Genomic DNA, 15055 nt, shown 5'->3' with positions numbered 1-15055 from the left:
CGGGGGGTCCGGGGGGCTGGCCCCCCGGCGCCCTCAGATCAGGAACAACGTAATCGCAGGGAATGCCACCAGGATCGCCACGCGCACCAGATCGGTCCCCACGAAATAGACCACCGCCCGATAGGTCCGCAGGATCGGCGTCGCCCTGTCCATCGCGTTCAGCACGAACAGGTTCATCCCCACCGGCGGCGTGATCAGCCCGACCTCGACCACGATCAGCACCAGAATGCCGAACCAGATCGCCGTGCGCTCCGCCGCGATGCGGTCCGCCATCCCCTGAGTCACCCGGATGTCGATCTCGCGCTGCAACTCCCGTGGGATCTCCAGCCCGGCGGCGATCAGCGCCTCGACCTCCGCGCGCACCTCCGCCGCGATCTCCGCGCCCGAGGCCAAAGCGGCCAGCGCCGCCTCGTGCTGCATCGCGATCAGGTCGACCAGCCCGAAATCGAGCGCCGAGATCACCGGAAAGAAGATCGGGATCGTCAGGAGGATCATCGACAGCGAATCCATCAGGCAGCCGAAGATCAGATAGAAGGCCAGGATCACGATCAGCACCGTGATCGGCGCGAAGCCTTGGGTCACGACCCAGTCCGCCATCTCCTGCGGCACCTGGGTCAGCGCCAGAAACCCGTTATAGAAGGCCGCGCCCAGCACGATGAAGAAGATCATCGCCGAGGATTTCGCGGTGACCAGAAAGCTCTCGATCAGGGTCTTTCCGGTCAGCCCGCCATTCACCAGCGCGATCAGTCCCGTGCCCAGCGCCCCCACCGCCGCCGCCTCGGTGGGCGTGAAGATGCCGCCATAGATCCCACCGACCACGGCCAGGAACACGACCAGCACCGGCCAGACCGCCCCGAGTTGCCGGAACCGCTGCCCCATCGGGATCGCCTCCCGCGTGCCGGCCAGATCGGGGTTCCGCCAGACATAGATGCGCACGGCTATGATATAGCCCAGCGCCGCCAGCACGCCCGGAATGAAGGCCGCCAGGAACAGCTTGGCGATGTTCTGCTCGGTCAGGATCGCATAGATCACCAGGACGACCGAGGGCGGGATCAGGATGCCCAGCGTCCCCCCGGCGGCCAGCGTCGCCGTCGAGAACCCGCCATCGTAGCCATAGCGGCGCAGCTCCGGCAGGGCGACGCGCCCCATCGTGGCCGCCGTGGCCAGCGACGAGCCGCAGATCGCCCCGAACCCCGCGCAGGCGCCGATCGCGGCCATGGCCACGCCGCCCTTGCGGTGCCCCAGAAACCCTTCGGACGCCCGGAACAGCGCCTGGCTCATGCCCCCCAGCGTCGCGCAATGCCCCATCAGAAGGAACATCGGCACGATGGATAGCGAGTAGGAGGAAAAGGTCGAATAGGTCTCGTTCTTGAGCCGGCTCAGCCCCACCAGCGTCCCGTCGGTCACCAGCCAGAGCCCGACGAAGCCGGTCGTGAACATCGCCAGCCCGATGGGCACGCGCAGAAAGATCAGGACCAGCAGCGCCGGGAAGGAGACGAGCCCGATGGCCAGATCGCTCAATGCTCCGCCCCCTCACCGGTCAGGATCGCGTCGCCGGTGGCCAACTCCGCCAGCCGCACCAGCGCGATGTAGACGGAGGTCGCCGCCGCCGCCACCGCCCCCACCAGCGAGGCCGCATAGGCCCACCAGATCGGGAATTGGATCAGGAACGACGTCTCCCCGTTGCGCATCTTGTCCTGGGTGCCCTGCCAAAGCTGCCACGCGATCAGCACCATCGCGGCCGCGAAAAGCAGCGCCCAGAGCAAGGTCAGCACGCGGTTGGCCCGAAGCCCCAGCATATTGGTGAAAATATCGACCGAGGCATGGCCGCCCTTCAACTGGGTGATCGGCAGGAAAGCGAAGATGACAAAGGCCATGCCCGCCTCGACCAGTTCGAAATCTCCGCGGATCGGCCCGATCCCCAGCCCCAGCAAGGCCGCGCCGAGCCCCTCCGGCATCCAGTCGGCGTTCAGCACGCCGCTCGCCGACCGCCCCAGGATCGACAGGCATGTCATCAGGATCAGGCCGGTCAGCACCAGCCCCCCCAGCACCGCCATCAACCGTGCGAGCGCCTCGACGATCCGTCCCAGCATGCCGGGCTCCCCTGCTCGGGGGCGGATCGGGGCCGCCCCATCCGGATGGACGCCCCTGCCTCCATCACGGGTTCACAAATACTCATGTCCCACCGGACGCAATCGGGGCCGACCTCGGGTCGAGATCGGCCCCGTTCGTGCTTCCCCGAAGGCCGAGCCTCAGCTTCCGCCTTCGTAATCCGCCATCAGCTGGCGCGCCTGGTCGATGAGGGCCTGGCCGTCGATCCCGCGCTCCTCCATCTCGGCGAGCCAGGTGTCGTAGACCGGCTGCGCGGCTTCGCGCCAGGCTTCGGCCTCTTCCTCACTGACGGTGATGATGGTGTTGCCCGCATCCAGCGCCACCTCGCGCGAGGGACCGTCCGCATCGGACTGCGTGCCGCCGGCGAAGATGCTGAACTCCAGACCGGAATTCTCGTCGATGGCCGCCTTCAGGTCGTCGGGCAGGCTCTCGTAGCGGTCCTTGTTCATCGCCAGCACGAAGGTCACGTTATAGAGATGTGCGCCCTCGAACTCGGTATGGTTCTCGACCAGCTCCGTAAGCTTTAGCGCCGGCGTCACCTCCCAGGGGATGGTCGTGCCGTCGATCACGCCCTTGCTAAGCGCCTCGGGGATCGCGGGGACGGGCATGCCCACGGGCTCCGCGCCCAGCGCCTGGAGCAGCGCGTTCACCTGCCGGGTCGCGCCGCGGATCTTGAGGCCCTTCATGTCGTCGGGGGTCGAGACCGGCACGTCGGAATGGATCATACCCGGCCCGTGGATCCAGGTGCCCAGGATCTTCACGTCCGCGAACTCGTCCTGCATATGCTCTTCGAACATCTGCCAATAGGCGGCGGAGCCAGCGCGGGCATCGGTCACCATGAAGGGCAGTTCGAACACTTCGGTCGAGGGGAAACGGCCGGGCGTGTAGCCGACCACCGTCCAGACCACATCCGCGACGCCATCGATGGCTTGGTCGATCAGCTGCGGCGGGGAGCCGCCAAGCTGCATGGACGGATACCGCTCCACCTCGATGCGGCCGCCGGAGCTTTCCTCCACATTGTCCGCCCAGACGTCGAGGATCAGCTTCGGCACATTCGCCTGCGCGGGCAGGAATTGGTGCAGCTTGAGCGTGACCTCCTGCGCCGCGGCGGGCAGCGCGGTCACGGCAAGGGCCGTCGCGCCCAGAAGGGCCGCGAAGGTTCTGCGGGTCGTCATGTGGTCATCCTCCCTGAATGACGGGCGGGGTCTCGCGCCCCCTCCTCCAGGGGAAGCGAAGCACAACCGGACAGACGATGCAAAGGGAATTAGCCGTCCGCGCGGTCGGCTTTGTCTATGATGAGCGGTCCCGTCGGGGTCAGGTCCGCCCCTCGCGCAGCCAGGCCCAAGTCGCGAGCCCCGCTGCCAGGAGCAGGAACAGCCAGGCCGGGACCAGCGACTGCACCCGCACATCCGCCGTCAGATAAGCCTCGCGCGGGGTCCAGCCGATCCAGCCGCGTCCCGAGGCCGCGCGCCCCTCGCTCACGGCGCGCAGGTCGGGCATCCCGTCCTCCAGCGCCAGAGATCCGCCGCGCCGGGCCGCCACGGCCTCCGCCAAAGGCGCGCCGGTCGCGATGGTCTCCACGAACTCGCGGGGCGCGGCGGGGCCCAGCCCGATGACGGCGGTCTGCTCCCCCTGCTCCAGGCGGTAAAGTCCCTGCATCTCACCCACGAAGCGCGCGGTGAAGCGGCCCGGGGCCTCTTCCTCCAGAGGCAGAACCTGAATCGTGCCGTCGGGCGCGGTCACCGTGACCTCTTCGGGCGCGTCGCCCAAGGTCCGGCGCGTGACCGTCACTTCCTGGCCGACGGCGGAGGCGGTCAGTGCCTCTTCCTCCAGCTCCGGCTCTCCCATCAGCCAGTGGGCCAGACGGCGCAGCAGCTCGGCCTGCGGTCCGCCCCCCTCGTAGCCGCGATCCCACAGCCAGACATGGTCCGAGCCGAGCAGCGCCACGCGCCCCGCCTTGACCCGGTCGAGCAGCAGGAGCGGCTCATCCTCTAGCCCGGTCATCACCACCTCAGTCTCGGGCAGCGCGGCCAGCTGCACCTGACGGAACCAACGCCCCCAGGGCGCGCCGTCCAGGCCGTAATCGTCCGGCAGACCGGTCGTGACCGGATGCTTCTCTCCGATCTCGGAGATGGCCGGCGTGAATCCATCCTCCAGCACGATCGCCGTCGGCGAACCGGGCAGGATGGGCGCCAACGGCGAGCGGAAAATCGAGTCGGCCGTCGCGAAATCGGGCCCGGCGGCGACCAGAAGGGCCCCCCCGCGTTCCACATAGCTGCGCACGTTCTCCAGATAGATCGAGGGCAGGATGCCGCGCCGCTGGTAGCGATCGAAGATGATGAGGTCGAATTCGTCGATCTTGTCGAAGAACAGCTCCCGCGTGGGGAAGGCGATCAGCGACAGTTCCGTCACCGGCACGCCGTCCTGCTTGCCGGGCGGGCGCAGGATGGTGAAGTGGACGAGATCGACCGAGCTGTCCGCCTTGAGCAGGTTGCGCCAGGTGCGCTGACCCGGATGCGGCTCCCCGCTGACCAGCAGCACGCGCAGGCGGTCGCGCACGCCGTTGATCTGGACGACCGCAGCGTTGTTGCGGGTCGTCAACTCGCCCTCGGCCTCGGGCACGGTGAACTCGATCACGTTGAGCCCGCCATGGGCCAGAGTCAGCGGCAGTTGCAGGTCTTCGCCGGTGGGGATCACATAGGCGCGTGGCTGGCCGCCATCGATGGAGATCACGATCTCCGCCTCGTCGGGCAGGTCGGCGGGCACATTGCCCTGATCCTCGATCCTGAGCGTGATCGAGACCTCTTCGTCCAGGATCGCGAAGGCGGGCGCGTTCGACACGATCAGCCGCCGGTCCCAGTCGTCGCCGCGCCCGGTGCGCAGCAGGTGCAGCGGCGCGGGCAGGTCGGGCGCGAGGTCGGCATCGTGAACCTGGCCGTCCGAGACGACGACGGCGCCAGCCACACGGTCGCGCGGCACTTCGGCGAGCAGTTCCGCCAGAGCGGTCATGACAAGCGTGCCCTCGTCGCCCTCCCCGTCGCCGACACGGGTGAGGCGGGTGTCGAGCCCCGCGCGCTCGGCCTCCGCCAGCAGCGCCTCCAGCGCCTCCGCCGACTGCGCGGCCCGATCGGAGAGCGCCTGCGACGCGCTCTCGTCGACGGCGACCAGCAGGATGTCCGAAAGCGGCTCTCGCTCCTCGGTCTGGAGGCTCGGGTTCAGCAGCGCGAGCGTCAGCGCCACCACCGACGCCGCCCGCAGCCACCAGCCCGGCAGGCCCCGAAGCGCGGCGAACAGGCAAAGCGCCAGCGCCACCACAGCGAGCGTGGCGACCAGCCACAGCGGAAACATCGGGTCGAAGATGATCTCGCGCGCCATGGTTCAGTTCCCCAGCCGGTCCAGCAGGGCGGGCACGTGGACCTGATCGGATTTGTAATTGCCCGACAGCACATGCATCACCAGGTTCACGCCCCAGCGATAAGCGATCTCGCGCTGCTGCTCTCCCGCATAGCCCCGGCCCACGGGCAGGAGCGCGCGGCCCTGACTGTCGATGGCCCAGGCGGCGGCCCAGTCATTCGCGCCGATCACCACCGGAGTCACGCCGTCATTGAGGTTGCGGAAGGGCATGCCCTCGATCTGCTCGACCTCCGGGCTGGCCTCGACCCAGACATCGCGAGAGGCGAATCGCCCTGGGAAGTCCTGGATCAGGTAAAAACTGCGGGTCATGACGTGGTCGGCGGGCAGCGGCTCCAATGGCGGAATGTCGAGCGGCGCGGCCAGATCGCGCAGCCGCACCGAGGCCGGGGAGGAGGAGCCGAAGCCCCCCAGATTGGCGTCGCGCGTGTCGAACACGATCATGCCGCCGCCGCGCAGATAGCGGTTGAGCTTGGCGTAGGCGTCAGACGACGGCAGGGGCTGATCGGCGGTCACGGGCCAGTAGAGCAGCGGCAGAAAGGCCAGCTCGTCCGTCTCCAGATTGACGCCGGTCGGCGCGATGGGTTCGACGGAGGTGCGGCGGGTCAGCACTTCGGACAGGCCGCGCAGCCCCGCCTCGGAGGTCTCGTCGAGCCGGATGTCGCCGGTGATGACATAGGCCAGCGACACCTCCGACGGGACGACCGGGTTATCTTGGGCCTGTGCCGGGAAGGACGGCGCGAGCGCCGCGGCAGAGGCGAGGAACAGCGCCGCCGTCACGCCGCGCCTGAGTCGCCCGCCGAGCCAGAGCGAAGCGACAATGTCGATCGTGAGCAGGGTCATGGCGGCGGCGAGAAGCCAAGGCATCAGATTCGTCTCCGGTTGGCGGGCCAGCGTTTCGACGGTGGTGCCGGGCGGCCAGGCGGCGGGGGCGAGTTCCCCGTCGGGGCCAAGCACGTTGACGGCAAGGGACGAGGTCGGCCCCTGATAGAGGCCGGGCGGCAGCTCGGCGGAGGGGATCGGCTCGACCAGCGCCTCGCCCGGCACGCCGGGCATGATGCCAGCGTCCCGCACGGTCCCGAACCCGTCCAGCACCGCGCGCGGCACCCAAGTCGTGCCGGCAAGATCCTCCTCGGACGGGGCGGCGGGACGGGTGGACACGGCGAGCCGCTCCAGCATCTGCACGAACAGCCCCGACAGCGGCAGCGACGACCATTCGGCATTGGCGGTCACATGGAACAGCACGACCTGCCCCTGTCCCAGCGGCTTGCGCGTCACCAGCGGCGTGCCATCCGCCAGCGCCGCGATGGAGCGTTCGGCCAGCGTCGGGTCGGGCTGCGCCATCACCTGCGAGGTCACGTTGACCTCATCGGCGACCGAGAGTCCGAAAAAGGGTGAATCGGAGCCGAAGGGCCGGAGCGTCTTGGGCTCCCCCCAACTCAGCGCGCCCCCGACCGTGCGCCCGCCCGAGCGCAGTCGCACCGGCATCAGCGGATCCTCGGCGTCCCGGGCGATGTCGGAGGCGGCCAGCTGCGGGCCCGCGAAGCGCAGGAGCAGGCCGCCCTCCTCCACCCATTCAGTCACGGCCTCGGCCTCGGCGGGGGACAGACGGGCGACATCGGCGAAGACCAGCACGTCGGGCGAGGCGGGCAGGATCGTCTCCAGATCGCCCTCGATCAGGTCGGTGGTCGTCTCCAGCGCGCGGCGCAGGTAATAGAGCGGGCTGAGCAGATCTTGCGCCTCGTCGCCCGCATCCGTCAGCAGCGCGACCTGACGGCGCGACAGGCTGTCATCGGTCAGGCTGACGGCCCCGGCGGAACGGATGCCCGCGATCTCGAAGCGGGACACGCGGTTGCGCAACTCGGGCGGGAGGATCAGGGCGACCTCGGCTTCCTCCGCGCCCGGCTCAAACGCGACCGTCGCCATGGCGAGCTGGGCCAACGCGCCATTGGGTGCCGGACCGATGACGCTGATCTCATGGCTGCGGGCGCCCTCGTCGCCCAGGCGGAGGGCCCGCAGCGTGATCTCGCCATCGGCGTAGGTGGCAGGCGTCAGCCCCAGGATCGGCCGCTCCCCTTCGATGACACGCGCCGTCAGCACATCGCGCCCCGGCCGAGCCAGCCCGTCGGAGAACCAGATCACCTCGGCGCCTCCGGTATCGAGATCAGCGAGACCCTCGTAGGAAGGGGCCCAAGCACGAGGCGCGAGGCCCGGCAGCCGCTCGATCCAGGCATTGGCGGACTGGTAGGGGATCTCTTCGGGCAAGGGATCGGTCAGCGGCAGCACCGCCGCCACCCGGCCCTGGCGCGCGGCGTCGCGCAGCAATTCCTCGGTGCGCGCCATCCGGTCGGGCCAGTCGCGCGCCGAGGCCCAGGACGCATCCATCACGATCAGCAGCGGACCCGTCCCTGTCCCCGCCTGACGCGGGTTCAGCACGGGACCGGCGAAGCCCACGATCACCGCAGCCAAGGCGACCAGACGCAGCAGCAGCAGCCACCAGGGCGTGGTGGCCGTCTCGCTCTCGTCGTCGCGCAGCCCAAGCAGCAGCACGATGCCCGGAAACCGCCGCTTGATCGGCGCGGGCGGCACCGCGCGCAGGAGCCACCACAGGATCGGCAGCAACACCAGCGCGAACAGCAGCAGGGGCGTGGTGAAGGCCAGCGCGCCGATCATCGCCGCTTCTCCAATGCAGTATAGAGTGCGAGCAACGCCGCCTCGGGCGAGGCGTCCGTATGGTGCAGCTGAAACCGCCAGCCCGTGCGCGCGCACAGGTCACGCAGCTGCGCGCGCCGGGCGTGCAGGCGCTCCAGGTAATCCTCGCGCAGACGATCCGCCTTCAACGTCTCGAAACGGACGGCGCCCGACATGCTCTCGAACACGGTGCGGCCGTCATAGGGGAACGCCTCCTCATCCGGGTCCAGCACCTGCAACAGCGTGCCGGTCACGCCGCGGTCGGCGGCGGATGTCAGCGCGTCCGTCAGCGGGCCGGGATCGCCCAGGAAGTCGGACAGAAACACGGCGCGGGAGCCCATCGGCATGACTTGCGGCCGGGGCGCGCCGTATTCCGGCACGTCGCCCCCCTCCATCAGCGCGTCGGCGATGCGGATCAGCTGCCCGCGCCCGCCCTTGGGCGGCTCGGCCAATTGGGCCAAGCCAGCGCGCTCGCCCCCCTTCACCGCCAGCACGGCCAGCGCCAGAGCCAGCGTCTGCGCCCGGCGCAGCTTGGAGGGCCGTTTCCCGCCCGAAAAGCGCATCGAGGCCGCGTCGTCGACCCAGAGCATGACTGTCTGCGCGGCCTGCCACTCCGTCTCGCGGACGAAATGGTCGTCGCCGCGCGCCGATTGCCGCCAGTCGATGGCGCGGCGCGCATCGCCGGGCTGAGCCGGACGATACTGCCAGAAATTGTCGCCCGCGCCCGCCCGCTTGCGCCCATGCTCGCCCAGCAGGATGGTCGCGGCCAGCCGTTCGGCACCGAGCAGCAGCGCCGGCAGCCCCTCAGTGACCGCCTCGGAGCGGGCCCGCAGCGAGGCGGGGCTATGGAGCGTCTCGAAGGCCAGGGTCAGGCCGCCCGCGCCGTATGCGTGACGCGGCTCGCGACCTCGGCGATGATGTCGCTCAGCACGACACCCTCGGCCCGCGCGGCAAAGCTCAGCGCCATGCGGTGGGACAGTACCGGCTCCGCGAGGCGAGCCACATCGTCCAGGTCGGGGGCGAGCCGCCCCTCCAGCAGGGCCTGCGCGCGCGCCAGCAGCATCAGCGCCTGCGCCGCCCGCGGGCCGGGGCCCCAGGCGACATGCTTGCGCACCGCCTCGGGCGCATCCTCCCCGGACGGCCGGCAGGCGCGCACCAAGTCCAGGATCGCATCGACCACGCCGTCGCCCACGGGCATCCGCCGCACCACATCCTGCGCCGCGATCAGCGCCTCGGCGTCGAAGACTTGCCGCACCTCTTCCTGCGCGGTCCCGGTGGTGGCCAGGATGATCCCGCGCTCGGTCTCTCGGTCCGGATATTCGACGTCGATCTTGACCAGGAACCGGTCTAGCTGAGCTTCGGGCAGGGGATAGGTTCCCTCCTGCTCGATGGGGTTCTGGGTGGCGAGCACGTGGAACGGGCGCGGCAGGGGCCGGGTCTGGCCCGCGATGGTCACCTCCCGCTCCTGCATGGCCTGGAGCAGGGCCGATTGCGTGCGGGGCGAGGCGCGGTTGATCTCGTCGGCCATCAGGAGCTGCGAAAAGATCGGCCCCTCAATATAGCGGAAGGCCCGGCCGCCATCCGCCGCCGTCTCCAGCACCTCGGAACCCAAAATGTCCGACGGCATCAGATCGGGGGTGAACTGGATGCGGTTGCCGGTCAGGCCCATGACGGAGGACAGCGTCTCGACCAGCAGCGTCTTGCCCAGTCCCGGCAGGCCCATCAGCAGCGCGTGGCCCCCCGACAGCATCGCCGCCAGGGCCAATTCGACCACCCGGTCCTGGCCGATGATGCGGGTGGCAATGGCGCTCCGCGCATCGCCGAGCTTGCTCCCGAGCGCCTCGATTTCCTCCAGAAGCGCGTCCGCGTCCCGCTGGTCCATGCTCGCCCTCGCCGTCCTTTGCGTTATCCTCATACCCATAGGTATGGCGACGGACGCGGAGTGCAAACGCAATGGCCGAACAAGTGAATGTGAACGGCTCGACAGCATCCCTGATCGCGGCCGCCAAAAGCGGCGGCAAGGGCCCACCGCCCGTACATCTGTGGGATCCGCCCTATTGCGGCGAGATCGATATCGTCATCAAGCGCGACGGCACCTGGATCCACGAGGGCACGCCGATCGGACGGCTCGGGCTGGTGCGGCTGTTCGCCTCCGTGCTCAAGCGCGAGGGGGACCGCTACTTCCTCGTGACGCCGGTCGAGAAGCTGGGCCTGCAGGTCGAGGACGCGCCTTTCGTGGCCGTCGATTTCGAAGTCGCGGACGGGGACATCACCTTTTCCACCAATGTCGGCGATCTCGTCACCGCTGGCCCCGACCACCCGATCCGGGTGGAACTGGGACCGGATGGCGAGCCGTCCCCCTATATCGAGGTCCGCCGTGGGCTGGAGGCGCTGATCGACCGCAAATCCTTCTACCGGCTGGTGGAGATCGGCGAGACCGAGGGAGACGTTTTCGGCGTCCGCTCCGGGGGCGCCTTCTTCCCGATGATCGAGGCTGCGGCGCTGGAATAGACCGGCTCGGGCAGGAGGTGCCGCGCCGCCTCCCTCATCTTGCCGGAAATACCTCGGGGGAGTCCGGCTTGCCGGACGGGGGCAGAGCCCCCTCCCCCGCCGGCGGACGCGCCGGCAGCCGGATCGGAGCGCGGCCGCTCAGACGTCCTCGCCCCGGGCCACCGCCGCCTCGACCTCCGCGATCTCTTCCGCCGTCATCCCATAATCGCGCGCGGCGGCCTCCGCCGTGATGTAACCGCGCGCAAGGTCGCGGCGCAGCAGGGCGGGGTCGCGGTCGGAGGCGGGGCCATAGCCGCCCCCCCCGGGGAAGGCCATCTCCACCCGGGCGCCCTCGGGGACGGCCTGCTTGCCCTTGCCGCGCATCGCCACCCCGTCGGAGCGGGCGATCGAGGTCGCCCCGCCCGCCTGCCCGCCGCGCCGCCCGCGCGCGGGATGGTCGACGCGGTCGAGCATCGCCTGAATGTCGAACACGTGGCCCTCGCGCGCGCCAACGACCATATATTGCCCCAAGCCTCCGCGCGTCCGGCCCGCGCCGCCCGAATCCGGGCGCAGCTCCTTGCGCCAGATCACGACGGGACCGGCATGCTCGGTCGCCTCCACCGGCATCGTCATCACGCCCGACGGGAAAGCCGTCGCGTTCAGCCCGTCCCGCGCGGGCCGCGCGCCGGAGCCGCCGGAGTTGAAGGTCAGCACCTCCGCCCGCCGCCCGCCGGGACCCGTGGGCCTGAGCGAGACCTGGAAGTTGCACAGACAGCCCGCGCCCTCGGCCGGGACAACGCCGGGCACGATCTGGTCAAAGGCCGCGAACACCGTGTCGGGCACGAAATGCCCGACGATATGCCGCAGCGCGACCGGCGCCGGGTGGCGGGCGTTGACGATCGTGTCCTCGGGCGCCGTCACCTCGAACGGGGCGAGCGAGGCGTGGTTGTTCGGGATCTCGGGCGCGATGGCCACCTTCAGCGCATAGCACGCATAGGCCTTGGTATAGACCAATGGGCAGTTGATGCCCTTGGCGTCGATCCCCGAGGTGCCCTCGAAATCGGTGACGATCCGGTCCTGCTCCACCGTCACCCGGGCGCGCAGCGTGATCGGCGTGTCGAACCCGTCGACGACCATCTCGCCCACGGCGCTTTCGCGCGGAAGCGCGGCGATCCGCTCCAGGGTGGCGCGGCGGGAGTTCTCCAGGATGAAGCCCGCGATCCCGCTCAGATCGTCCAGCCCGAACTCCTCCATCATCTCGGTCAGGCGGCGATGGCCTATCTCGTTGCAGGTGGCCAGGGCATAGAGGTCGCCCACCAGCTGATCGGGCTCGCGCACATTGCCGCGGACGATGCGGATCAGCGTCTCGTCCACCCGGCCCCGGTCGGCGAAGCGCATGATCGGGATGTAAAGCCCCTCCTCGTAGACGCTGGCCCCGTCCGCGCCAAAGCCGCGCCCGCCGATATCGACCACATGCGCCGTGCAGGCGAAGAAGCCGACCAGCCGCCCGCCATGGAACGCGGGCGTCACCATGGTGAAGTCGTGCAGGTGGCCCGTCCCCTCCCAGGGGTCGTTGGTGATGTAGACATCGCCCGGCGCCATCGTCTCCCGCCCGATGCGGCGGATGAAATGGGCGACGGCATCGGCCATGGCGTTGACATGGCCCGGGGTTCCGGTAACCGCTTGGGCCAGCATCCGCCCCCGGTCGTCATAGACCCCGGCCGAGAGATCCCCCGCCTCCCGCACGCTCGTCGAAAAGGCGGTCCGCACCAGGGCCTGGGCCTGCTCCTCCACGACCGAGATCAGGCGGGTCCACATCACCTGATAGGCGACGGCGCTGGGCTCCTGGCTCATGGGGTCTCCTTCACGGTCAGGTCGATGCAGCCGTCCGGCTGGCGGAGCGCGGCGCGGCTGGCGGGAACGATGATGGTGGTCTCGGCCTCGACGATGGCGGCGGGGCCCGGGACGCGGGCGCCTTCGGTCAGGGCGTCGCGCGCCACCACGGCGGCGTCCTGGAACGCGCCCAGGGCCGGGTCGAACAGAGTGCGGTCGCCGCTCCGCGGCGCGTCAGGGCCGGGGGCGGCCGGCTGGACCGGCGCGATGGGCGCGGGCGGCGTGGTCGCGTTCACCGACCAGACGGTGATCTCCACATCCAGCCCCGCCACCGGACGGCCGAAGAGCCGGGTATATTCCTCCTCGAATCGCGCCTGGAAGGTGGCCGCGTCGGGCGCCGCCGCCTCCGCCGCCGTCAGCGGGATCGGGATCTCCCAGCCCTGGCCGACATAGCGCATATAGACGCGCACCTCCGCCAAGATCTCCGCCTCCGCGTCGCATTCCCGCACGAAGCCGGTCGCCTCCGCGCGCAACTCCTCCAGCAGCACGCGGATCGCATCCGCGTCGAAGTCTCCCAGCCGCATGTAGACCGAGCGGTTGGCCTCGAAGCTGAAGGGCGCGCGCAGGAAGCCGATGGCGCTGCCCACCCCCGCCCCGGGCGGCACGAGACAGCGCGCGATCCCCAGCTTTTCGCAAAGCCGCCCCGCATGCAGAGGGGCGGCGCCACCGAAGGCGATCATGGTGTAGCCCGATAAGTCCTCCCCGTTCTCGACGGCATGGACGCGGGCGGCGTTGGCCATGTTCTCGTCCACCACCTCGGCCACGCCATGGGCGGCCTCCTCGGCATCCATCCCGAGGCCCGCGCCGATGACGTCCGACAGGGCGGAAGAGGCGGCCCCCGGGTCGAGCGTGATGGAGCCGCCCGCGAAGGCAGCCGGATCCAGCTTACCCAGCATGAGGTCCGCGTCGGTCACGGCGGGCCGCGCGCCCCCGCGCCCGTAACAGGCGGGGCCCGGCTCCGACCCCGCGCTCTCGGGGCCCACCCGGATCTGGCGCAGCGCGTCCACATGGGCGAGCGAGCCGCCCCCCGCCCCGATCTCCACCATGTCGATCACCGGGATCGAGATCGGCATGCCCGACCCCTTCTTGAACCGGTAGCTGCGCGCGACCTCGAAGACCCGCGAGGTCTTGGGCGTGCCGTCCTTGATGAGGCAGATCTTTGCCGTCGTCCCGCCCATGTCGAAACTCAGCACCCGGTCCAGCCCATAGCGCGCCGCGATATGCGCGGCGAAGACGGCGCCCCCGGCCGGCCCCGACTCGACCAGGCGGACCGGGAAGTCGGAGGCGTCCTTGATCGACAGGATCCCTCCGCCCGAATGCATCAGAAAGATGCGGCAACCCACGCCTTCCGCCGCCAGCCGCGCCTCCAGCCGGCCCAGATAGGAGGCCATGAGCGGCTTGATATAGGCATTCGCCACGGTGGTGTTGAACCGCTCGTATTCCCGCATCTGAGGGCTGACCTCGGAGGAGATCGAGACCGAGACCTCGGGCAGGCGCTCGGCCAGGACGTCACGGATCAGCCGCTCATGGGCCGGGGCGAGGTAGCTATGCAGCAGTCCCACCGCGACGCTGTCATAGCCCGCCGCGGCGATCCGGTCGGCCACGGCCTCCACCGCGGCGCGCTCCAGCGGGACCAGCACGGCGCCGGTCGCGTCGACCCGTTCGGGAACCGTGAAGCGCGCCTGACGCGGCAGCAGCGGCTCCGGCAGGGCGAGGTTGAGGTCATATTGCTCGAAGCGCGACTCGGTGCGCATCTCGATCACGTCGCGGAAGCCCTCGGTCGTGATCAGCGCCGTCTTGGCGCCGCGCCGCTCGATCAGCGCATTGGTGGCCAGCGTCGTGCCATGGATGATCTGGTCGATCTCCGCGGGCGCGATGCCCGCCGCGCCGCAGACCCGGCGCATCCCTTCGACGATCGCGTCCTCGGGGGCGGCATAGGTGGTCAGAACCTTGGTCGAGTGGCGGGTGCCGTCCCGCTCCAGCACGACATCCGTAAACGTGCCGCCGATATCGACCCCCAGACGTGTTCCCACGATCCGCGCTCCTTGCTGCTTTCCGCCCCTTCGCTACGGCATCCTGCGGGGGGCCGGAACCCCCAGCGGGGCGGTCCGCAAACGAAGACGGGGCTACCGCTGGGGCAGCCCCGTCCGGGGGGAGCGATCCGGTCCGGCAACCGCATCCGGTCGCCGGAGAGCGATCACCAGGTGCCGACGCGCGACATCCAACCGAGGGCCTCGGCGCGCTCGGCGCCGTAGTCGCGGGAGGGGGTGCGCATCATGCGGCGGCCAAAGGCAGGACGGCGGGAGAGAGCGGCGCCCAGGAGGAAGTCGGCGAACGTGGTCAGCATTGGGGTCACCTTTCGGGCAAGGGGTGAATCGGTGTTTGAGGGGCAAATGCCCCCGAACACGCCGCCGATCCACTCTGGAATTCTTCCAATATGTCAGCCAAACTTACAGGT

11 protein-coding genes are annotated in these 15055 nt (G+C 69.8%); 1 reads left to right on the top strand and 10 read right to left on the bottom strand.

Annotated elements, in window-relative coordinates:
* Window positions 1–33 precede the first annotated feature (33 nt).
* The 7 genes from DTQ71_RS03180 to DTQ71_RS03150 all read right to left on the bottom strand — a co-directional run bounded on the left by DTQ71_RS03180 (window position 34) and on the right by DTQ71_RS03150 (window position 10096).
* The gene (locus DTQ71_RS03180) at window positions 34–1521 is read right to left on the bottom strand and encodes a TRAP transporter large permease (RefSeq protein ID WP_109562819.1); all 1488 of its coding nucleotides are present in this window, start codon (window positions 1519–1521) and stop codon (window positions 34–36) included.
* Window positions 1518–2093: a TRAP transporter small permease gene (locus tag DTQ71_RS03175; RefSeq protein WP_109562818.1), complete on the bottom strand. Its 576-nt coding sequence runs from the start codon at window positions 2091–2093 to the stop codon at window positions 1518–1520. The genes DTQ71_RS03180 and DTQ71_RS03175 overlap by 4 nt, the downstream gene beginning before the upstream one ends.
* Before the next feature lie 159 nt (window positions 2094–2252).
* Window positions 2253–3287: a TRAP transporter substrate-binding protein gene (locus DTQ71_RS03170; RefSeq protein ID WP_109562817.1), complete on the bottom strand. Its 1035-nt coding sequence runs from the start codon at window positions 3285–3287 to the stop codon at window positions 2253–2255.
* A gap of 139 nt (window positions 3288–3426) precedes the next feature.
* Window positions 3427–5487, bottom strand: a complete 2061-nt coding sequence (locus tag DTQ71_RS03165) for a hypothetical protein (protein WP_109562816.1) — start codon at window positions 5485–5487, stop codon at window positions 3427–3429.
* Window positions 5488–5490: 3 nt separating this feature from the next.
* Complete coding sequence (locus tag DTQ71_RS03160; RefSeq protein WP_109562815.1) at window positions 5491–8196, bottom strand: DUF4159 domain-containing protein; 2706 nt, start codon at window positions 8194–8196, stop codon at window positions 5491–5493.
* On the bottom strand, window positions 8193–8966 hold the full coding sequence (locus DTQ71_RS03155) for a DUF58 domain-containing protein (protein WP_342768105.1): 774 nt from the start codon (window positions 8964–8966) through the stop codon (window positions 8193–8195). The genes DTQ71_RS03160 and DTQ71_RS03155 overlap by 4 nt, the downstream gene beginning before the upstream one ends.
* A 116-nt stretch (window positions 8967–9082) precedes the next feature.
* Window positions 9083–10096, bottom strand: a complete 1014-nt coding sequence (locus DTQ71_RS03150) for an AAA family ATPase (RefSeq protein ID WP_109562813.1) — start codon at window positions 10094–10096, stop codon at window positions 9083–9085.
* Between the two features lie 71 nt (window positions 10097–10167).
* On the opposite strand from DTQ71_RS03150, the gene DTQ71_RS03145 reads away from it, so the two are divergent.
* Complete coding sequence (locus DTQ71_RS03145) at window positions 10168–10725, top strand: DUF1285 domain-containing protein (RefSeq protein ID WP_109562812.1); 558 nt, start codon at window positions 10168–10170, stop codon at window positions 10723–10725.
* Window positions 10726–10863: 138 nt separating this feature from the next.
* On the opposite strand, the gene DTQ71_RS03140 is transcribed toward DTQ71_RS03145, so the two are convergent.
* The 3 genes from DTQ71_RS03140 to DTQ71_RS23355 form a co-directional block, all read right to left on the bottom strand.
* Window positions 10864–12558: a hydantoinase B/oxoprolinase family protein gene (locus tag DTQ71_RS03140; RefSeq protein ID WP_109562811.1), complete on the bottom strand. Its 1695-nt coding sequence runs from the start codon at window positions 12556–12558 to the stop codon at window positions 10864–10866.
* Window positions 12555–14630: a hydantoinase/oxoprolinase family protein gene (locus DTQ71_RS03135; RefSeq protein ID WP_245947172.1), complete on the bottom strand. Its 2076-nt coding sequence runs from the start codon at window positions 14628–14630 to the stop codon at window positions 12555–12557. The genes DTQ71_RS03140 and DTQ71_RS03135 overlap by 4 nt, the downstream gene beginning before the upstream one ends.
* 164 nt (window positions 14631–14794) lie before the next feature.
* The gene (locus tag DTQ71_RS23355) at window positions 14795–14944 is read right to left on the bottom strand and encodes a hypothetical protein (RefSeq protein WP_170125278.1); all 150 of its coding nucleotides are present in this window, start codon (window positions 14942–14944) and stop codon (window positions 14795–14797) included.
* Window positions 14945–15055: the final 111 nt, after the last annotated feature.

The sequence above is a fragment of the Jannaschia seohaensis genome, assembly GCF_900116765.1.
Taxonomy (GTDB): Bacteria; Pseudomonadota; Alphaproteobacteria; order Rhodobacterales; family Rhodobacteraceae; genus Jannaschia; species Jannaschia seohaensis.
This window is presented reverse-complemented; position numbering and strand designations above follow the sequence as displayed.